This is a genomic window from Kiritimatiellales bacterium (assembly GCA_041656295.1).
Taxonomy (GTDB): domain Bacteria; phylum Verrucomicrobiota; class Kiritimatiellia; order Kiritimatiellales; family Tichowtungiaceae; genus Tichowtungia.
In genome coordinates, this window is sequence record JBBADV010000009.1 from 61360 (window position 1) to 80501 (window position 19142).

At 50.4% G+C, this 19142-nt stretch carries 19 protein-coding genes; 10 read left to right on the forward strand and 9 right to left on the reverse strand.

All coding sequences use genetic code 11. From position 1 onward, the window contains the following. Positions 1 to 23 precede the first annotated feature (23 nt). Positions 24 to 1538 (reverse strand): MFS transporter, encoded by a 1515-nt coding sequence (locus WC959_07375; protein MFA5688952.1) that lies wholly within the window; start codon positions 1536 to 1538, stop codon positions 24 to 26. Positions 1539 to 1792: 254 nt separating this feature from the next. Here WC959_07375 and malQ point away from each other — a divergent pair, with 254 nt between their 5' ends. From malQ to mutM, 3 genes are read left to right on the forward strand one after another with little or no spacing between them, the layout of a single operon-like run. Next, positions 1793 to 3301: a 4-alpha-glucanotransferase gene (gene malQ / locus WC959_07380; GenBank protein MFA5688953.1), complete on the forward strand. Its 1509-nt coding sequence runs from the start codon at positions 1793 to 1795 to the stop codon at positions 3299 to 3301. Next, the gene (locus WC959_07385; GenBank protein MFA5688954.1) at positions 3298 to 4356 is read left to right on the forward strand and encodes a mechanosensitive ion channel family protein; all 1059 of its coding nucleotides are present in this window, start codon (positions 3298 to 3300) and stop codon (positions 4354 to 4356) included. The genes malQ and WC959_07385 overlap by 4 nt, the downstream gene beginning before the upstream one ends. Then, positions 4349 to 5161 (forward strand): bifunctional DNA-formamidopyrimidine glycosylase/DNA-(apurinic or apyrimidinic site) lyase, encoded by an 813-nt coding sequence (mutM, locus tag WC959_07390; GenBank protein MFA5688955.1) that lies wholly within the window; start codon positions 4349 to 4351, stop codon positions 5159 to 5161. The genes WC959_07385 and mutM overlap by 8 nt, the downstream gene beginning before the upstream one ends. A 407-nt stretch (positions 5162 to 5568) precedes the next feature. Here mutM and tsf read toward each other — a convergent pair whose 3' ends face one another. Together tsf and rpsB are read right to left on the reverse strand one after the other, a co-directional pair. Beyond that, the gene (tsf, locus tag WC959_07395; protein ID MFA5688956.1) at positions 5569 to 6414 is read right to left on the reverse strand and encodes a translation elongation factor Ts; all 846 of its coding nucleotides are present in this window, start codon (positions 6412 to 6414) and stop codon (positions 5569 to 5571) included. Positions 6415 to 6437: 23 nt separating this feature from the next. After that, positions 6438 to 7466: a 30S ribosomal protein S2 gene (gene rpsB / locus WC959_07400; protein ID MFA5688957.1), complete on the reverse strand. Its 1029-nt coding sequence runs from the start codon at positions 7464 to 7466 to the stop codon at positions 6438 to 6440. A 245-nt stretch (positions 7467 to 7711) separates the two neighbouring features. On the opposite strand from rpsB, the gene WC959_07405 reads away from it, so the two are divergent. The 3 genes from WC959_07405 to glgB all read left to right on the forward strand — a co-directional run bounded on the left by WC959_07405 (position 7712) and on the right by glgB (position 12024). Then, positions 7712 to 9607, forward strand: coding sequence for a hypothetical protein (locus tag WC959_07405; GenBank protein MFA5688958.1), 1896 nt, complete (start codon positions 7712 to 7714; stop codon positions 9605 to 9607). A gap of 267 nt (positions 9608 to 9874) precedes the next feature. After that, the gene (locus WC959_07410; protein MFA5688959.1) at positions 9875 to 10114 is read left to right on the forward strand and encodes a hypothetical protein; all 240 of its coding nucleotides are present in this window, start codon (positions 9875 to 9877) and stop codon (positions 10112 to 10114) included. After that, positions 10114 to 12024, forward strand: coding sequence for a 1,4-alpha-glucan branching protein GlgB (glgB, locus tag WC959_07415; GenBank protein MFA5688960.1), 1911 nt, complete (start codon positions 10114 to 10116; stop codon positions 12022 to 12024). The genes WC959_07410 and glgB overlap by 1 nt, the downstream gene beginning before the upstream one ends. 10 nt (positions 12025 to 12034) lie before the next feature. Here glgB and queD read toward each other — a convergent pair whose 3' ends face one another. The 5 genes from queD to WC959_07440 all read right to left on the reverse strand — a co-directional run bounded on the left by queD (position 12035) and on the right by WC959_07440 (position 15607). Then, positions 12035 to 12400, reverse strand: a complete 366-nt coding sequence (gene queD / locus WC959_07420; protein ID MFA5688961.1) for a 6-carboxytetrahydropterin synthase QueD — start codon at positions 12398 to 12400, stop codon at positions 12035 to 12037. Between the two features lie 107 nt (positions 12401 to 12507). Further along, positions 12508 to 13200 (reverse strand): 7-cyano-7-deazaguanine synthase QueC, encoded by a 693-nt coding sequence (gene queC, locus WC959_07425; protein ID MFA5688962.1) that lies wholly within the window; start codon positions 13198 to 13200, stop codon positions 12508 to 12510. A 30-nt stretch (positions 13201 to 13230) separates the two neighbouring features. After that, the gene (locus WC959_07430; protein MFA5688963.1) at positions 13231 to 13992 is read right to left on the reverse strand and encodes a 7-carboxy-7-deazaguanine synthase QueE; all 762 of its coding nucleotides are present in this window, start codon (positions 13990 to 13992) and stop codon (positions 13231 to 13233) included. Position 13993: 1 nt separating this feature from the next. Further along, positions 13994 to 14659: a 4'-phosphopantetheinyl transferase superfamily protein gene (locus WC959_07435; protein ID MFA5688964.1), complete on the reverse strand. Its 666-nt coding sequence runs from the start codon at positions 14657 to 14659 to the stop codon at positions 13994 to 13996. A gap of 3 nt (positions 14660 to 14662) precedes the next feature. After that, the gene (locus tag WC959_07440) at positions 14663 to 15607 is read right to left on the reverse strand and encodes an AEC family transporter (protein MFA5688965.1); all 945 of its coding nucleotides are present in this window, start codon (positions 15605 to 15607) and stop codon (positions 14663 to 14665) included. A gap of 98 nt (positions 15608 to 15705) precedes the next feature. Between WC959_07440 and WC959_07445 the strand changes: the two genes are divergently transcribed. Together WC959_07445 and WC959_07450 are read left to right on the forward strand one after the other, a co-directional pair. Beyond that, on the forward strand, positions 15706 to 16869 hold the full coding sequence (locus WC959_07445) for an iron-containing alcohol dehydrogenase (protein ID MFA5688966.1): 1164 nt from the start codon (positions 15706 to 15708) through the stop codon (positions 16867 to 16869). 120 nt (positions 16870 to 16989) lie between these two features. Further along, positions 16990 to 17829 (forward strand): lipoate--protein ligase, encoded by an 840-nt coding sequence (locus tag WC959_07450; GenBank protein ID MFA5688967.1) that lies wholly within the window; start codon positions 16990 to 16992, stop codon positions 17827 to 17829. Here WC959_07450 and WC959_07455 read toward each other — a convergent pair. After that, on the reverse strand, positions 17765 to 18106 hold the full coding sequence (locus WC959_07455; GenBank protein MFA5688968.1) for a DUF202 domain-containing protein: 342 nt from the start codon (positions 18104 to 18106) through the stop codon (positions 17765 to 17767). The two genes, WC959_07450 and WC959_07455, sit on opposite strands and share 65 nt — an antisense overlap. 488 nt (positions 18107 to 18594) lie before the next feature. Between WC959_07455 and WC959_07460 the strand changes: the two genes are divergently transcribed. Together WC959_07460 and WC959_07465 are read left to right on the forward strand one after the other, a co-directional pair. After that, positions 18595 to 18942, forward strand: coding sequence for a hypothetical protein (locus WC959_07460; GenBank protein ID MFA5688969.1), 348 nt, complete (start codon positions 18595 to 18597; stop codon positions 18940 to 18942). A 1-nt stretch (position 18943) separates the two neighbouring features. Next, a complete protein-coding gene (locus WC959_07465) occupies positions 18944 to 19141 on the forward strand; it encodes a hypothetical protein (protein MFA5688970.1) in 198 nt (65 codons plus the stop codon). Position 19142: the final 1 nt, after the last annotated feature.

Below are 19142 nucleotides of genomic sequence, written 5' to 3' on the forward strand. Positions count from 1 at the left end.
TAAAATCTTCGGGCTTGCGACTGTTACACTTCCGGCGGCAGATTATGATGCGAGCTGTCGCGCATAATTTTCCGGATGGTGCGTCGTGTTTTGGTTGCAGACTGGATGATAGTTTTCCTGGTCTTGCTGCCGATTGCAGAGAGTACTGCGCCGTTAAATCCGTAGAAGTCGCGCGTCATGCGCAGCGGGTTGATAATGAAAATATGCGTGAGAGTCTTGCCAAGGCGTACGTCGGTATCGCGATCGATACTGCGGGCGAGCGGCAACGCGATCGACCAGATGAGTCCGGCGTGCAGAATGAGCAGAACGTGATAGAAGGAACAATTGACATCGCCGGAAAGAGTGAGTGCAATTTTGCAGCCGGCGAGTCCATCTTTAATTGCGCCGGCGATGATGGGCGCGAGTGCGGAAAATATTCCGGCAATGCTCCAGTGCATCGCCATCGCGGTGGTACGTCCATTGCGCGGAACAATGGCGGTGAGCATGTTGACCTGATAGACGCCGAGCGATGCGAACACGCTGCCGTTGAAGAGCGAGTTGAGTGTGATCAGAATTAAATATTGCGGCAGACCGTATGCGGCGGGTGCGGTGGAAATGAAGAACCACGCAATACTTGTGAGCGGTGCGAGCGCCGTCGTTAAAATGCCGAAGTTGCGGATGCCGAAGCGCCGGATTAATGCCACGGAACCGAATGCGGCAATGACGGAACCGAGCTGGATTGAAATTTGAATGACGGCAAGTCCGGTGTACGGTGTGTCAAACTCCTGCCGCAGATACACCATCGCGAACGGGCCGACGAGTCCGACGCCGAAGAGCCAGACAGCGAGCAGCAGTGTAAAATTGCGGAAGTTACGGTTTTTCAGCGGCGCAAGAATCCGGTGGCGGATCGGGATGCCTTTCGGAACTTTGCGTACCGCCGGTTCGGCGACGTTATAGTAGAGCAGAATTTCCACCGTGCCGAAAATTGCGGCAGCGAAAAGAAAGATGCCGAATCCGGTTTGCGCGCCGGCGGGAAACAGATCGAAAAACCAGCCGCACAATGCAAATGTAATCAGCATTCCCGTCATACAGGTGCCCTGGCGCAAACTCCAGAAACGGTTGCGCCGTTCGTCGGGAATCATATCCGCCATCCAGCTCCACCAGCACGGTGAGCTGGATTGCGTGAGGAGGGCGCTGATGCCGACGGTAATCAGCGCAACGCCGGCGATTGTAAGTTTGCTCAGCGGTAAAAAGAGCAGCAGCGCCGGAATAATCCAGATCAGACGAGCCAGTCCCGATGTGCTCATCCAGAACGGTTTGCGGTATGTGAGGCGGTCGGCAATCAGCGCCGCCGGAATTTGAATCAGCATGGCTGCCTGATTCAGCATGGAAATCATGCCGATCATCACGCCGGTTGCGCCGAGCGCTTCAAGAATCATAATCAGCGGCAGGCCGTTGATCGTTGCGAACCAGAAGATACCGATGCCGGCCGCAAAAATATTGATCCGTAATCCTTTGCGAATTTGAGCGTCAGAAAGTCCATGTGCCGGTTGATTCATTTCGCCGCTTTAATAGCAGGGTTGCGGAATGATTCAACCGCAATCGTAAAAGAACGTGTATCACTGTACAAATTAAGGCAGTTCTCATATCAGCAATGCAGTTATCGATCGACGATTTTGCGATAGAATTGCGGCACAGAGCAGAGTCGGTCATAAGAGTGACCGAGAATATATGCTGCCGCTGGATCGTCTGCGCATCAGGACTGCAAAATAATACATCGCATTTCTCCCGTCATTCCCATACTCTCCCGCGCATGAATTTTGAGAGAAAAAGCGGCGTTCTTCTGCACATAACGTCACTGCCGGGGCGGTGGGGCATGGGCGAACCCGGACCGCAGGCGCGAGCGTTTGCGGAGTTTCTGGCGTCGACCGGTCAGACGCTCTGGCAGATTCTGCCGACGGGACCGGTTGGCTACGGCTGGTCACCCTATTCGTCGCTGTCAGCATTCGCCGGCAATCATCTTGTCATCAGTTTTGACGAACTCATTGCCGATGGGCTATTAACCAAAGCGCAGCTCCGCCGGTTTCCGGAATTTGATTTGCATCGCATCGATTTTGAAGCAGTTATTCCGGCGCGTGAAAAAATCCTCTTCCGCGTTGCTGATAAATTTGAAACGACCGCTGAATTTACAACATTCTGCGTAACAGAGAATGCGTGGCTCGACGAGTATGCGCTGTTTATGGCGATCCGCGAAAAGCAGAAATTCCGCGAGTGGAACAACTGGCCGGAAGCGCTGCGCGACCGGCACCCGGCGGCGCTGCGGGATATGGCTAAAAAGCTGGCAAAACCAATCCGGCGCTGGAAGGTATTGCAGTTTCTATTCGCCAAACAGTGGGAAAAATTTACAGCATTTCTGCACGAAAAAAATATTTCACTCATCGGCGATATTCCGATTTTTGTCGCCGGCGATTCCGCCGATGTCTGGGCGCACCGCGAACTCTTTCTTCTAGACGATGCCGGTGCGCCGGCGGTAGTCGCCGGCGTGCCGCCGGACTATTTTTCGTCCACCGGTCAGCGCTGGGGCAATCCACTGTATCACTGGGCACTTCACCGTAAAACAAATTTTGAGTGGTGGACGCGGCGCATGCACCGCGCATTGCAGTTAACGGACATTGTCCGCATCGACCATTTTCGCGGTTTTGAAGGGTACTGGGAGATTCCGGCGGAGGAACCTACTGCCATGCACGGACGCTGGGTGAAAGGGCCGGGATTGCAGTTTTTTCAGCAGCTCGAAAAAAATCTGCGCGCGCTGCCGGACTTCGGAAATAAATTCACGCTGGATGAACATGTTATCGCCGAAAATCTTGGCCTCATCACCGACGACGTTGAAGCGCTGCGCACAGCATGCGGTTTTCCCGGCATGCAGGTTTTGCAGTTCCGCTTCGGCGACACCGATATGCATCGCGCCGGATACCGTCCTGAGGGCGTTGAAAAAAATCAGGTGATTTACACCGGCACACACGACAACGACACCACCGCCGGCTGGTTTCATTCGCTCGCCGGTTCTGAAAAAGATAATGTGCAGAACTATCTGAATACCGCCGGCGCCGCCATTCACCGCAGCATGAGCGGACTCGCACTTCGTGCGCCGGCGAAGTGGGCGATTCTGCCGTTGCAGGATGTTCTCGGTGCCGGCGGTCGGATGAACCGTCCGGGCATCACCGGCGGAAACTGGGGCTGGCGGTTTTCGGAAGACATGCTCATGCCGGAAGCGGCGCACTGGCTGAAAACAACAACAGAAGCAACTGGAAGATCCTCATGAACTCAACACTGTCGAGATACATCGTTATGCTGATTGCAATATTTGCCGGAATAGCGGCAGGACGGTTTTTAAAACAGCTGTGCCGGATGCGCTACAAACATTTTCCGGCGGATGGAAATCCGCTGCGCCGCACAGCCATCGAGCTGCTTTCGCGCACCGTCGTATTTCCGGCGGTGATGACCGGCATTTACGTTGCACTCAAAATTTATAAAAATGCGCCGGCAGATTTAACGGCGGTACTCGTCATTATCACCATCACCTATGTGATCTATCAGGCCATCGAACTGAATGACTACTGGATTCGTCTCATCAGCCGCCGGAAGCGCTCTACCCTTGAAGAGATGATTTCGCCGCTCGTTCGCAAAACACTGCGCATTGTTGTTGTGCTGCTCGGCGCGGTGCAGATTATTCAGCAGTTGAGCGACAAGCCGATCACCTCGATTCTCGCCGGACTCGGTGTCGGCGGACTCGCCGTTGCATTGGCCGCACAGGATACACTCAAAAACTTTTTCGGCTCTATCGTCATCTTCTCCGACCATCCGTTTCAAGTCGGCGACCGGATCACGGTGGATGATCAGGATGGCGTGGTAGAAGAAGTCGGCATGCGCTCGACACGGCTGCGCACGCTCAACGGGTATTTTGTCACCATTCCCAACGGCGACCTCGCCAGTAAAACCATCTGTAACATCAGCCGCCGGCCGAACATTAAACGCATTGCAAATATTTCACTCACCTACAATACGCCGCCAGAAAAAGTGGAGCGCGCCATTGAAATCATCCAAGAAGAACTCCACCGTAAAAATGAACATCTCGATCCAAATTCTCCGCCGCAGGCATTCTTTAATAACTTCACCGCGACTGCGCTCAATATCCTGGTTGTTTACTGGTTTACACCAGCGGATTATATTCCGTTCATGAAATTTGATCAGGCTTTTAACCTCGCTATTCTCCGGCGCTTTAAAGAGGAGGGCATTGAGTTTGCATTCCCGCCGCAACCGCTCTTTCTCGCCGGCGATCCGAAACATCCTGTAACGCCGGAAGATCATTATGCCTGAACTGCCTGAAGTTGAAACCATCCGGCGGCAGCTCTGCGCCGCCGGAATTGAAGGGCGTAAAATCACCGGCGTTGAAATCAACTGGTACCGCCTGTGTGAACCGGTTGCACCGCCGGAATTTTCTAAACGCCTTTTGCACCGCACCATTAAAAAACTCGACCGGCACGGCAAATGGTTAATCTTTCAGCTCACCGGTAAAGAAAACCTGCTCGTTCACCTGCGCATGACCGGCGGATTTTATCTCTCCACCGGCAGGCTGAAAAAAGGTCAGCACGACCGCGCCGTTTTAAAACTTTCCGGTGGACTCAATCTGCACTTCCGCGATCCGCGTAAATTCGGACGGTGGAAACTTGCCGCCGGCGCTCCGGAAAAACTTGGACCTGATGCGCTCACCGTCACCAAAAAAGAGTTTTTTGAGCAGTTCACTAAAAAGAATAAAGCGCTCAAAGCATTATTGCTCGATCAGGAATTCATCGCCGGCGTCGGCAATATTTATGCCGACGAAGCACTGTTCGAAGCCAAGCTGCATCCGTTGCGCAAATCCGGAACATTAACGCCAACAGAGCGTGAGCAGCTTTACCGCGCGGTTGTAAAAGTCATTCGCGCCGGTGTAAAAAATAAAGGCACTTCGCTCGGTGACGGTCAGGGCAACTTTACGGATCTCAACGGCGAGTCCGGCGGCTATCGGGTCAAAGTCAAAGCCTACGGCCGCGCCGGTGAACCGTGTGAAAGTTGCGGCATACCGCTCGAAAAAATCACCGTCGCTCAGCGCACCACCGTCTTTTGTCCGGGGTGTCAGAAATAAAAAAGTGTACCCGGTAAAATCAGACGGATTGGTCGTATTGCATAAATTCGTTAGAGCCCTTGGCGGCCTTGGCGATCTTCCTGTTAAATTTTTAAACAAAAAGTTCGCGAAACACGCGAAGATTGTCACCGCGGATGACGCGGATGATAGACGGATAAAAAAATTATGGAGGGTCGTTGACCCCGGCAACCGTGGAGGGCAAAGCCGCCGTCTCTCCCAATTCGTTTTTATTCCTTCGAAAAATAATCCGTTTATATTTGTGTTATCCGCGGTTTAAATTCTGTTACTCCCGTCAAAAAATTGCGGTCCTGGCGATCTTTCTGTTCGCATGAGTTTTTCTATTCCCGGTAATAAAAAAGCCGTTCCAAAAATTCAGAACGACTTTGACTGTGAAACACAATGTTGAATTACGCTTCGCCGAGCGCCCAGCGGGTGTAGCGTGTGACCGTGATGTTATCGCCGATCTCTTTGCCTTTCGCTGCGAGCAGCTGCGTAACACTGATTTTATCGTCTTTCACAAAGGCCTGTTCCAGCAGCGTGTGGGTTGCGTAGAACTTATTGAGTTTGCCGGCGAGAATGCCTTCAACAATATTTGCCGGTTTGCCTTCCACCTGTTTGGCGAACAGTGCTTTTTCATCATCGACGATCTGTGCCGGAATACCATCACGGTTCAGTGCGAGCGGATTGGCAGCGGCAACATGCAGGCAGATATCCATAGCGAGTTCTTTAAACTTGTCGTCATGGAATGTTTCGGCTTTTTCGAATGCAAATTCAACCAGCACGCCGACTTTCCCGCCGAGGTGGATATAGCTGGAAACTGCACCGGTGCCGTCGACGACATATTTCACACTTTTGCGCAGAATAATATTTTCGCCGATTTCAGCGATCTTGGCAGTGATATCCGCTTTAAACTCTTCCGCCGGATTATCGGCAGCAGAGCACATCGCTTTTTCGGTGAGCTCGCCAACGAATGCCTGGAAGTTATCGGTGCGCGTTACAAAATCGGTCTCGCAGTTCACTTCGATCATCACGCCGCTCTTTCCGTCCGGCGCAACTTTTGCATTAATTTTTCCATCTTTGGCTACGCGATCAGCTTTTTTAGCCGCGACAGCCATGCCGCGTTCGCGGAGCAGTTTGAATGCCTGTTCTTTATCTCCGCCGGCTTCCTGCAGGGCGCGTTTGCACTCCATCATGCTGACATTGGTTGCGTCGCGCAGTTCTTTGACGAGTTTTGCGCTGATTTCTACTGACATAATATGATCCTCTCTATTTTAAATTATTCTACTGCCGGAGTTTCTTCCGCCGCCGCTGCTTCTGTGGCTACCGGCGCTTCTTCGGCTGTCGGTGCTTCCTCTGCCGGAGCAGGAGCCGCCGCTTCTTTTTTCACTTCAGTTTTTTCGGCTTTCGGTGCTTTTTCAACTTGCGGCTCTTTTTTTGCTTTCTCGGCTTTGGCTTTATCTTTTTCTTTTTTCAGTTTTTCGAGCACTTTAGCGCGTTTTTTCCTCTCTTCTTCTTCTTTAGCCTTGCGCTCGGCGCGGGCGGCTTCGGCGACCTTACGATCCGCTTCCTCCTGCTCTTTACGGCGTTTGTCTTCGGCCGCTTTCTGTTTGGTGAACGTATCGTTCGCTTCGGCAATCGTACCGCCGAGAACTTCGGCGATCAGCGTGAGCGAACGGATGGAGTCGTCGTTGCCCGGGATCGGATAGTCAACTAAATCCGGATCAGCGTTGGTGTCAACCAGTGCCACCACTGGAATTCCAAGGCGCTGAGCTTCCGCAATCGCCAGCTTTTCACGGCAGATGTCAACCACGAGCAGCGCACCCGGCAGCGATGTCATATGTTTTACACCGGTGAGGTTGCGTTCAAGTTTATTCAGTTCACGGCGCAGGGTAGAAAGCTCCTTTTTTGGATAGGCTTTCAGTTTTTGTTCGTCTGCGAACAGCTCCTGAAGCTCTTCCATACGTTTTACGCTCTGGCGCACCGTCTGATTGTTGGTGAGCATTCCGCCGAGCCAGCGGTAAACCACGTACGGCTGATTGGCTTGTTCAGCCGCTTCCTGAAACACCGTGCGCGCCTGTTTTTTCGTACCGACGAACAGGATTTTACGTCCACCCATCACGGTATCGTTCAGGAACTCCTGCGCCATTTTCAGGTGCACCAGGGTTTTCTGGAGGTCGATAATATAAATCCCGCTTTTGACGCCATGAATGAAGCGTTTCATTTTAGGATTCCAGCGTTTGGTCTGATGACCGAAGTGCAGCCCTGCATTCAGCAGGTCCTGAATCGTCACTGTCTTTTCTGACATGATATTGCCTTTCTATTCGTTCGTTATTGAACAATCCGCTTTGGCTTTCCACAGGCAGGTGTCAAGCGCTCGCTTCAGCTGCACAACCACGTACAGCTATTAAGGATTGCGTTTGTACACATTCGATGCACCGTCTGCAAGCGGTTTTACTGAATTTATTTATCTGTAAAAATCTTTGACCGGCATACGGCAGAGTGAGATTATACCAAGCATTAATTATCCGGAACCGAAGGAGTGTATGGGATATGAGCGATGTTCTTCAGCATGAATGCGGTATTGCCGCCATTCGACTCTTAAAGCCGTTCGAGCATTACGCCGAAAAATACGGATCTCCCGCGTTCGCCCTGAACCGCCTTTATCTGCTGATGGAAAAGCAGCATAACCGCGGACAGGACGGTGCCGGTGCAGCAGTGGTTAAAATGGATGTTGAGCCAGGACAGCCGTATATTTTCCGGTCGCGTTCCGCAGAGCGGGAACCGATTGCCGGTATCTACCGGTTTATGACGGCTGCCATGGAAGAGTCGCGCCGTAAATATCCGGAATATGCTGATGACCTAACGTGGATTAAACAGAATGCAAAATTTGCCGGCGAACTTATGCTCGGTCATCTGCGTTACGGAACGAGCGGCGGGAGCGGGTCAGATTTTTGTCATCCGTTTCTCCGTCAGAGCAACTGGCGCAGCCGGAATCTGCTGCTCGCCGGAAATTTTAATCTGACGAATAACGACGAACTGTTTGAAGCGCTGGTTGAGCTTGGACAGCATCCGCGCAATGAAACGGATACTGTTTTAGTGTTGGAAAAAATAGGTCATTTTCTGGATGAAGAGAACGACCGGCTGTTCCGTGAATTTCGTAAAGAGGGTCTTGAACGCGCTGAAATCTCCAAAAAGATCGGTGATCATCTGGATCTGATTACCGTGTTGAAACGTGCGGTGAAAAATTTTGACGGCGGTTACGCGATGGCGGGAATTATTGGCAATGGTGATATGTTTGTTGTGCGCGACGCCTGCGGAATACGTCCGGCATTTTTCTGGAGAGATGATGAGTTTGCGGTGATTGCATCTGAGCGTCCGGCAATTCAAACCGCCTTTGGTGCGCAGGTGGAGGAGGTACAGGAAGTCGCGCCGGGACACGCGCTGGTGATCCGCCGCTGCGGCGAAATACTGCACAAACGGATTTCCGAACCGATGCCGGAAAAACCATGTTCATTTGAGCGAATCTATTTTTCGCGCGGAACAGACCGCGATATTTATGAAGAACGCAAGCAGCTTGGCCGGCAGTTGACGGATCCGATATTGAAAGCAATTGATTATGATTTGAATAACACCGTGTTTTCGTACATTCCGAATACAGCGGCGTCTGCTTTTTACGGCATGATGGAAGGGGTTCAGGAATATGTGGCTGAGCGTGCAAAGTATCATATCCTGCACGAAAAAAATCTTTCACCGGAACGGATTGATGAATTAATTAATTATCGCCCGCGTATGGAAAAAATCATGGTGAAGGACACCAAGTTGCGCACATTTATCATGACAGATGCCGACCGGCGTGACCTGGTTGCGCTGGTGTATGACACCGCATATGGTGTAGTTAAAACAACTGACACGCTGGTGGTAATCGATGATTCAATTGTGCGCGGTACAACGCTGCGTGAGAGTATCGTGCGCATTCTTGACCGGTTGAATCCGAAGCGCATCATCATTGTTTCATCTGCACCGGAAATCCGTTATCCCGACTGCTACGGCATTGACATGTCGCGGTTGAAAGAGTTTGTGGCGTTTCAGGCGGCGGTGGAGCTGGCACAGGAAACAGGACAGGGCGATATCCTGCAGGAAATTTATATGGCCAGCAAAGCCAGCCTTAAACAGCCGCGCAATCAGGTGAAAAACGAAGTGAAAGCATTGTATGATCTGTTTACACCGGAACAGGTCATCAATAAAATCAGTGAGCTTCTTCGCCCGGATGATTTAAATGCAGAGTTAAAAATTATATTTCAGAGTATCGCAGGTCTTCACGCGGCAATTCCGAAACATACCGGGGACTGGTATTTCAGTGGTAACTATCCAACGCCCGGCGGAAATCGCGTTGCTAACCGCTCATTCATTAACTACATTGAAAACAGCGACGCACGGGCATACTGAAAGCAGGCACATTCTGTTGTGCTTGTGAATGTTCGGCAAAGCGATAGAGAGGTATCCTTGTCTCCGCTTCTGTGTGTGGGATCCAATGTTTGATTCTTTATCATCTTTCGCAGTTACAATAACTGAAAAAACCTCTAAGCTCGCATCCGTGTTTAGATCGGGATTTATTGCAATTAACTAAGGAGAGAACAAACCGGCCGTAAACTGCAACCGGGTTTCGGAAGAATATATAATTGCGTGCTGCGAATTTTAAATGAGTATTCAGCCATGAATAAATTAAAGTTAATTGAGACGTTGAGTTCCGGGTTGCGCAAGCAATTGGATTCAAATATTAAAATTCAGAAAAAACTGTCTGAGATTGAAAAAATCTTACAGAAACATAATGCTGTGCTAGTCGACGTTTTAGAACAAATCAAACCGTTATTAAAATCACCAGAAAATCCAATGGAAAAGCATTTAAACTCCAACGCATATATTTATAAATCTGATCCGGGAGAGATTGAATAATGGAAAAACGACCGGCATTAACGGATTTTGATCTATTTCTTTACGGTCAAGGCACGCTGTATCGCGCATATGAAAAATTTGGCGCGCATCTGCTGGAAGAAGATGGAAAGCAGGGTGCGTATTTTTCGGTGTGGGCGCCGAATGCGGAATCTGTCAGCGTTATCGGTTCATTCAATAACTGGGAAGCATGGGTTCACCGGATGACGCGCATCAAAAATTCCGGTATCTGGGAGATTTTTATTCCCGGCGTGCAAGAGGGCGATCAATATAAATTTGAAATCAAAGGACCGAACGGATTCTGGGCACAAAAAGCTGATCCATTTGCAGTCTACGCCGAACTTCGTCCACGCACCGCGTCGATCGTTTACGACCTTGAGCGATATCAATGGAACGACAGCGAATGGGAACAGCGCCGGGCGCAAACGAATTGGCATCAAAAACCGATTAGTGTTTACGAAGTGCATCTCGGTTCATGGAAACGTGCCGACGGCTGGCGCTGGCTGACCTATCACGAACTCGCCGATCAGCTGATTCCATATGTTAAAGAAATGGGTTATACGCACATTGAACTGATGCCGGTAGCCGAACATCCGTTCGACGGTTCATGGGGTTATCAAGCCGGCAGTTATTTTGCGCCGACGTCGCGTTTCGGAACGCCGGACGATTTCCGGTTTTTTATCGATCGCTGTCATCAGGAGAATATCGGCGTTATTCTTGACTGGGTCCCGGCACACTTTCCGAAAGATGCACACGGACTCGGATATTTCGACGGCACGCACCTGTACGAACACGCCGATCCGCGTCAGGGCGAACACATGGACTGGGGCACATTGATTTTTAACTACGGCCGGCATGAAGTCAGCGGATTTCTGCTTTCAAATGCACTGTTCTGGGCGCTGGAATATCACATTGACGGTATTCGCGTTGACGCCGTTGCCAGCATGCTCTATCTCGACTATTCACGTTCTACAGGACAGTGGATTCCAAACAAATACGGTGGGCGCGAAAATCTGGAAGCCATTGAATTTCTCAAACACTTCAACAGCATTATTCACCGCGAAGTGCCGGGGTTTTTAACGTTCGCTGAAGAATCCACCGCGTTTCCAAAAGTTTCGCATCCGGTCACCGACGGCGGACTCGGCTTCGATTTTAAATGGAACATGGGCTGGATGAACGACACGCTGAAATATTTCAGCAAAGATCCGGTGTACCGCAAATATCATCAGGGCGATCTAACATTTTCGATGATTTATGCATTTACCGAAAATTTTATTCTGCCGTTTTCACACGACGAAGTGGTGCACGGGAAAGCCTCGCTGCTCGATAAAATGCCCGGCGACTTCTGGCAGAAATTTGCTAACATGCGCCTGCTGTTCGCCTATATGTTTGCACATCCCGGAAAAAAACTGCTCTTTATGGGCTGTGAAATCGGTCAGTGGCGCGAATGGGACGCTATCACCAGCCTTGACTGGAATCTGCTCGACTACGCACCGCACCGCAAACTCAAAGACCTCGTCGCCAGGCTGAATCATCTCTATTTGTCCGAACCGGCGCTGTACGATATTGAATCGTCGTGGGAAGGGTTTGACTGGATCGACTTCCACGATGCCGCCAGTTCTGTTATCTCATTCCAGCGTAAAGGCCGCGATTCAAACGAAAGCATTGTGTGCATTTTAAATTTAACGCCGACACCGCGCAACGGTTATCGCATCGGGCTTCCGCAGGACGGCAGCTGGAAAATAATTCTGAATACTGACGCAATGAATTATGGCGGCAGCGATACCGGTCCGGCAGAAGGGCATACGCTCGATGCGCACCATCTGCCGTGGCATGGTAAGGGATTTTCGCTTCAGCTCGATCTGCCGCCGCTCGGTGCGCTGCTGCTTCAGGCAAAAAAACCGGAAGTGTAAATTTGAGTCTTCATTCTCCCTTATAAATACATCCCGATGTTTCAGTTTCGCGGATGATGATTTTTGAGAGCAGGGGCAGTTGCGGTTTAAGTTTATTCCACAGCCAGATGCACATGTTTTCGCTGGTTGGATTTGCCAGGCCGTCAATGTCATTCAGCATGGAATGGTCAAGTTGTTTAAACACCGGATCGCACGCCTGAGACAGATCACCAAAATCCATCACAAACCCGGTTTCTGAATTCACTGGTCCGCACAAAAAAATATCCACTTCATAACCATGGCCGTGTATTGCGGAGCATTTGTGCGTTTCCGGTACGCCGGTCAACCGGTGTGCCGCATCAAAGCGGAACGTTTTATAAATTTCCATATTAGCCATAACGTCTCATTTATTTTTTCAGCAGTTTCGATTACAAATTTTTTAATTAAAACACCAATCTGTTTATACCAGTTTAAATGCCACTTTCCACACCGGTTTTCTGCACTTCATAATATCACAGGTATATATTTTCTTGGATCAACAATTCCTGTTTCTAAAAATCCTTTCAGACGCAGGCGGCAGCTATCGCAAGTGCCGCAGGCTGAGCCGTCTGCCGCCGGATCATAACAGCTTGACGTTTTACTGTAATCTACGCCGAGCTTCAGCCCGCACCGGATAATTTCTGCTTTTGTTAACTGCTGCAGCGGTGTGTGAATTTTAAATTTCTGTTTGCTGCTGATGCCGGCTTTTGTCGCCAGATTTGCCGTTATTTCAAACGCCGCAATAAATTCCGGACGGCAGTCCGGATAGCCGCTGTAATCGAGCGAGTTTGTGCCGATAAAAATATCAAAACTCTCCAGCACTTCCGCCCATGCCAGTGCATACGAAAGAAAAACAGTGTTGCGTGCCGGAACATACGTTACCGGAATTTCCTCGCTGCCGGTTTGGTGCGGCACGTCAATGTTCATATCGGTTAGTGCCGATCCGCCGAACGCTGTTAAATCAATAGATATGATACGGTGCTCTTTCACAGTGATAGATTTAGCAGTCTGTTTGGCGCATTCCAATTCAATGGCGTGGCGCTGACCGTAACAAAATGAAAGTGCATAACATTCAAAGCCCTCCGCTTTCGCGATCGCCAGCGTTGTTGCGGAATCAAGTCCGCCGCTTAAAAGTACAACTGCTTTCTTTTTCACCATGCCATCCATCCGTTATCTATTATTCCATGCTCAAAGCAGTCCCATCATTTTATGACTTTGCGGAATAATACGCACCCCGCGTCCGATTGCGCACGATATGTTCGACTGCCACATCAGTATCTGCTGCGCCGTCGGAACATTTTTCATACGCAATGCCGCTGTCATCGGTTGTAAAACTATTGCCGCCGGTGTTTGGGAAGTACGGATTAAATCCGCCGCTGTTTTTAGATCGTCGTCACTTGTAGCGGAATTGACAACCAGCTTGATCGTTGCTGAAATTTTATATTCATTAATTAACGCAAGAAATGCGGCATGTGCGTTCCATGTTCCGGGTTCGCCGGTAACGCTCGGCAGTTTGATATCCATCAATATATGATCCACCGCCGGTGCAATTTTTGCAAACGCGTCCGGCAGGTCGCCGCTGGTTTCCAGATGCACCGGCAGTTTCAGTGTGTGTTTTGCCGTCGGTATAAATTTCCCCAGAAATTCGACCTGCAGCAGCGGCTCACCGCCGGTGATGAATAGATCGGCATGTGCAAGTTGCGGCGCATTCAATTGCTGTAAAAGGTCCAGCAGTTTTGCCGGCGACAGCGGATTCGGTGCAAACGAAAATTTACCGCTGCCGGGAACGGTTTCAATGCGGACGGAATCCGTACGTGCCGTTTCTGTGTCGCAATAGAGACAGTCCCGGTGGCAGTCGCAAACGCGTACAAACAGCTGGCGCCGGCCGATATTCACCCCTTCGCCCTGCGCCGAGCTGAAAATTTCGCTGATATATGCTGTTGTATTCATTTTATTGGTTCAAACATAATACTTTTATCTCAATCGCCGGAGCTTCAGCAACAACGGCTGCAGCGTATGCGGGGTCGATGTCGAGCAGTTGGAAAAACCATCGTTTATCGGCGCTGACAGCCGGTGAATAATATGCTTCGCCGGTCGGTACAGAAAACTTTTTTAATTCCCGAAAGATGCCGGTGCTGCGCGCTTTGGCATACGCTTCTTTTTTTGCCCACAGATCAAAAAAAACGGCCGGTGAATTCTCAGCAAAAAATTTCTGCTCCGCCGGCGTAAACCAGCGTTCAGCAATTTCCTGAACGTTCATTTGTTCGCGCCGGAATTCAATATCAATTCCCACTGCGCGCCCGGCGGTCACAGCAATCAGCATCCGGTCGCGAGAGTGCGATACATTAAAATTTAACTCTCCGTTCATCAGCAGCGGCTTGCCCTGTGGCGATTTTATTAGTTCAAGTGCCGCCGGATTCTCATTCAGGCAGCTGCCAAGAATTTTTCGCAGCAGTCCGCGGCCGGTAATAAAACGGTTTGCCTCCCGCAGACTGCTGAATTTCCCGGCGCGCTCCAGTTCCGCGCCGGAAAGCAGCGGCCGGCATTCATCCGGTGTAATGCAGATATCCGGCAGAAAAATATTCCATACATGAATCGACTGGCTGAAATCATTCATAGTTTACAAGGCCCAGGCGAGCAGCAATGGAACCGTGATGACGGCGGCAAGATGCGTGATCAGCAGGGTGGCTGCCACAAAATCTGTATCGCCGTTAAACCGTGCACTGAAGATCAGACTGGCGACCGCTGCCGGCATCACGGCAACAACAATTAAAATATTGCGTGCAAGTTCTTGCATAGGAATCCATTTCAAGATCAGAATGAAAACGGCCGGCGCAACAATCAGACGGAGAAAAGCGGAAATCCAGACATGCGGATCGGCGATGGATCTTGCGCTGAGCGTAGCAATGCGGCTGCCGGCGACGATCATCGAAATACCGATTGTTGCGCGCCCGACGACATCTGCGCCGAAATAAACCAGTTCAACAACACGGCGCAGTAATACGGCATTCGGCGGGCATAGTGGCGTAAGATCGCGCACACAAATCCAGCTGATTGCACAAATCAATGCAATGAGCGGCGGACTGAACATGACGCGGATTCCATTGCTGAAACGGCTTTGCCGATTGAACAGAAATACGCCAACCGTCCATACAATTAATTCAAATCCAACTGAAGAAAAAATCAGCAGAGCAACGCCTTCGGTGCCCCAGATCATTATCACCAGCGGCAGCGGAAGGAAAAGATAGTTGTTGATTGTGCTTTGGAACAAAAATGCACCGGCGCGTTTCTGGTCGACATTTTTCATCCACCGCAAAGCCAGCAAGCCGAGCAGCAGTCCAATGCCGGCGATGAGCATAGTCATGACCGGCATCAGCCAGTTTTGCGCGAGCTGTACCGGATTCAGGCGCGTGATGGAGTAAAAAATCAACGCCGGATAAATGATGGAGATGAGCAGCCTTGTGAGTTCGCCTGTTCCGGTATCGGTGAGAATTTTCCGCCGTCGCGCGATCCAGCCGAGTGACATCAGCGCCAGAATGAATAAAATTTGTAACACATAATTCATGGTTCAACCTATAAAACATGAAAGCGGAGGGTTTGAAAAGATTTGATGTGGAATATTGGATTGCTGGAATGCCGGAATAAGCGATAACTTTAACGGATATGAACAATTCAACCGTCCCGTCATTCGAATTCGCCACTTCCGGAAAAATTGTTTTTGGACGCGGAACGCTGGCGCAGCTTGCGCCGGCAGCGGCGTCATTGGGTAAACATGCACTGGTCATTACCGGCAGAAAAACGGAACGCGCCAAACCGGTGTTTGATCTGCTCGCCGGCGCCGGAATTGCCGTTGAATTTTTTTCAGTCGGGAACGAACCGACCGTTCAGAATGTACTGGATGCCGTAGAACTTGCGCGCTCAGCAAAATGCGACATGGTTGTTGCCTTTGGCGGCGGCAGTGTGCTGGATCTTTCAAAATCTGTTGCGGCACTCATTACCAATCCCGGCAGCCCGTTTGACTATCTTGAAGTCATCGGCAAGGCGCAGCCGCTCACCGTGCGACCGGCGCCGTGTATTGCCGTTCCAACCACGTCCGGAACCGGATCAGAGGTGACAAAAAATGCTGTAATTCTTTCGCCAGACGATCATGTGAAAGTCAGCATCCGCCATCCGTGGATGCTGCCGGCGCTCGCCATTGTCGATCCTGAATGCACGCTGTCTATGCCGCCGGCGGTCACCGCGTCCACCGGACTCGACGCACTCACACAGCTGATCGAGGCCTTCATTTGCATTCGTGCCAATCCGGTCACCGACGGTTTTTGCCGCGAAGGGTTGCCGCGCATTATCCGTTCACTGCGCCGCGCCTATGAAAACGGCGCCGATCTCGATGCACGTGAAGAAATGTCCCTTGCCAGCCTGTTCGGCGGACTTGCGCTCGCCAACGCCGGACTCGGCGTAGTACACGGATTTTCCAGTCCGCTTGGCGGAATGTTTTCTGCGCCGCACGGCATGGTCTGCGCCGCAATTCTGCCGTATGCCATGCGCGCCAACCTGAATGCCATTCAGGAACGCGCGCCGGAATCCATCGCGCTCGCGCGGTTGACTGAATTTGGAAAACTTACCGGCGGACAAACCGCCGCTGACGGAATTCAATGGCTGATTACACTCTGCCGGGATCTGAATGTTCCGGCGCTTTCAAAATTCGGCATCACTGAAAATGATTTCCCGGTGCTCGTCGAAAAAGCAATGACTGCCTCCAGCACGCAGGGCAATCCCGTCAAACTCACCGCTGAAGAACTGCATCAAATACTTTTGGATGCATTGTAAAAAGGTGCTGTGGAATGCCGGAAGGATTTGTAAATTTGTTTTGAAAAGAAATCAGTCGTGTCAATTTATGGATGAGGAAAGCCGTTTATATCCGTGTGATCTGTGGTTGCGGAAAATGAAATGATGATCGTTCAAACAACTGAAACGGATGTATTTCGTAATCTGGCGGCAGAAGAGTGGCTGCTGGAGAATACAGCGGATTTGTCTGTTTTGTTTTTATATGTGAATGCGCCGTGTGTGGTGATTGGTAAAAACCAGAATCCGTGGCGCGAATGCAGGTTATCACTGATGGAGCAGGAGGACGTTCCGTTTGCGCGCCGGATTTCCGGCGGCGGCGCAGTGTTTCATGACGCCGGAAATTTGAATGTCAGTGTCATTGTTCCGCGTGCGCAATATCAGGAAGAGAAACAATATGAACTGATTCTGGCAGCGTTACGGAAATTCGGAATTACTGCTGAGAAACTGAATAAAAATTCGCTGGCAATCGCCGGGAAAAAATTTTCGGGAAATGCATTTTGCATGCGTAAAAACCGCGTACTGCATCATTGTACGCTTTTAGTGAACAGCGATCTGAGCCGGCTTGGACGTTATCTTGGTGCAGAAGTCGCCGGCATTGAAACAAAGGCTGTTCCTTCAATCCCCTCGCCGGTAATCAATCTGAATTCTGTCGCGCCGAGAATTACAATAGAAAAAATTTCCGCAGCACTGATTGAAAAATTCAAAATAGAATATTGCAGTGGTGAAACGCTGAAGCAGTGGAATGAAGAGAATTTCCCGCCGGCGGTGATTGATCGTTTAAGTGAACGATATTATACCGACGAATGGCGCTATTGCCGGACGCCGAAATTCACGGCGCACATTGCCGGGGAGCTGTTTCAAGTTGAAAAGGGGCGTGTTATAAACCATCCGGCGGTGCCGCTGTTTCCGGAAGTCCTGCAGACGAGGCGGCGTGTCCGCTAACGCTCGAAATAGAACGGTTCATATTCCGGTAGCGTAAAATACCGATGATGCTGACGATAATTCCAAACGGAATACAGACGGCGCCGGTAAGCCAGAACCAGAACTCTTTCGAAAAATTCATTATCGTTGCGCCGGCAATGATCAGTGCAACGGCGGAGCGGAGATAGGCGAGCAACGTTCGTTCGTTGGCGAGCTGCGTACGATCGATTGCCAGTTCGTCGCGCAGAATCAGGTCGGCATGGTTAAAACGGGAATAGCTTTTGTTCATCTTATTCATGAAGGCATTAAACTGGATTTTTTTCGCGGGTGCATCTAAAAAAATTATTGTTTAATTCTGACATGATGGCGGGATAAAAAACTAATCCTGTTGATCGCGTCTAAGATAGGCTTTAAATTACAATGCCGGAGTGTAGAAAACAGGGTTCCATGCCGGAATGAACCTTTCTTTATTCAATCAAAATAAAAGAGGGAACACCGGCATGGAATAGATGGACTGTATCATAAAACCGGCTTGCCGGAACTTTGGTTCATCTAGCAGAAAAGCGATGTAGAAAATTTTTTCCCGGCGTGATAGCCACATTCTGCGGGCATTGGAAGATCGATCAGCTCGTTAGCAAACCGGGAAACGTGGGGCAGTACTGCTGACATTGCTGGAGCGGCTGAGCCGCACCCTTGTAGATTCGCCGATTGAAAGGAAAAACGCCGGCGAAGGTGTGTTCAAGGCGCTTAGCAAAGAGATGGGTAAAACCGCCGGAAAAAGGGTTTGTGAATATGCTGTGCGTCATTGATGAAGCGTGGGACTGGGATTGGAAAGGCAAGGGCGGGCTGCAATTCATTCCGAACGCTTCACGGGCGCACGGTGTGGAAATGTGGGTGCAAAGTCAATTCCCGACTCAAATGGCGCCGACGGTGCGCGCCAACTGCCAGAATGTTTTTTGCTTTTTATTGCAGGAACCGGCGGCGGTGGAGTGGGCCGGCCGAAGCTATGGACCTGAATTCAGATACGTTGCCGATTTGAAGCCCGGACAATATATCGGCAAGCGCGGCTTAAATCCGCCGTTCACCGGCTGGGCGTGGCATACCGATGCAAACGGGAATTTTAAAAGCGTTTAAAATGGCGAAACGTGAATATTGCGGAGTCTATCAAATGCGGTTTGAGCGGCTGTGGGCGGCATTGGTAATGTGTGACGCAAAAAAGGCCGGTGAAATGTCGCCGACGCTGGTTGCTGGAATTATCGGCTGTTCAGAGGATTATGCAGGGCGCTTGATTATGAGTAAAATTCGTGGTACAGTTTTAAAAAATATGGAGTGAG

What these genes read in the sequence shown, in the direction of transcription:
- queC (MFA5688962.1), bottom strand. Translation starts at nt 13,200, where the DNA reads ATGGTGAAAAAGAAAGCAGTTGTACTTTTAAGCGGCGGACTTGATTCC.
- WC959_07430 (MFA5688963.1), bottom strand. Translation starts at nt 13,992, where the DNA reads ATGAATACAACAGCATATATCAGCGAAATTTTCAGCTCGGCGCAGGGC.
- WC959_07410 (MFA5688959.1), top strand. Translation starts at nt 9,875, where the DNA reads ATGAATAAATTAAAGTTAATTGAGACGTTGAGTTCCGGGTTGCGCAAG.
- malQ (MFA5688953.1), top strand. Translation starts at nt 1,793, where the DNA reads ATGAATTTTGAGAGAAAAAGCGGCGTTCTTCTGCACATAACGTCACTG.
- tsf (MFA5688956.1), bottom strand. Translation starts at nt 6,414, where the DNA reads ATGTCAGTAGAAATCAGCGCAAAACTCGTCAAAGAACTGCGCGACGCA.
- WC959_07385 (MFA5688954.1), top strand. Translation starts at nt 3,298, where the DNA reads ATGAACTCAACACTGTCGAGATACATCGTTATGCTGATTGCAATATTT.
- WC959_07450 (MFA5688967.1), top strand. Translation starts at nt 16,990, where the DNA reads ATGATGATCGTTCAAACAACTGAAACGGATGTATTTCGTAATCTGGCG.
- glgB (MFA5688960.1), top strand. Translation starts at nt 10,114, where the DNA reads ATGGAAAAACGACCGGCATTAACGGATTTTGATCTATTTCTTTACGGT.
- WC959_07455 (MFA5688968.1), bottom strand. Translation starts at nt 18,106, where the DNA reads ATGAATAAGATGAACAAAAGCTATTCCCGTTTTAACCATGCCGACCTG.
- WC959_07405 (MFA5688958.1), top strand. Translation starts at nt 7,712, where the DNA reads ATGAGCGATGTTCTTCAGCATGAATGCGGTATTGCCGCCATTCGACTC.
- queD (MFA5688961.1), bottom strand. Translation starts at nt 12,400, where the DNA reads ATGGCTAATATGGAAATTTATAAAACGTTCCGCTTTGATGCGGCACAC.
- WC959_07445 (MFA5688966.1), top strand. Translation starts at nt 15,706, where the DNA reads ATGAACAATTCAACCGTCCCGTCATTCGAATTCGCCACTTCCGGAAAA.
- WC959_07440 (MFA5688965.1), bottom strand. Translation starts at nt 15,607, where the DNA reads ATGAATTATGTGTTACAAATTTTATTCATTCTGGCGCTGATGTCACTC.
- WC959_07465 (MFA5688970.1), top strand. Translation starts at nt 18,944, where the DNA reads ATGGCGAAACGTGAATATTGCGGAGTCTATCAAATGCGGTTTGAGCGG.
- WC959_07435 (MFA5688964.1), bottom strand. Translation starts at nt 14,659, where the DNA reads ATGAATGATTTCAGCCAGTCGATTCATGTATGGAATATTTTTCTGCCG.
- WC959_07375 (MFA5688952.1), bottom strand. Translation starts at nt 1,538, where the DNA reads ATGAATCAACCGGCACATGGACTTTCTGACGCTCAAATTCGCAAAGGA.
- mutM (MFA5688955.1), top strand. Translation starts at nt 4,349, where the DNA reads ATGCCTGAACTGCCTGAAGTTGAAACCATCCGGCGGCAGCTCTGCGCC.
- rpsB (MFA5688957.1), bottom strand. Translation starts at nt 7,466, where the DNA reads ATGTCAGAAAAGACAGTGACGATTCAGGACCTGCTGAATGCAGGGCTG.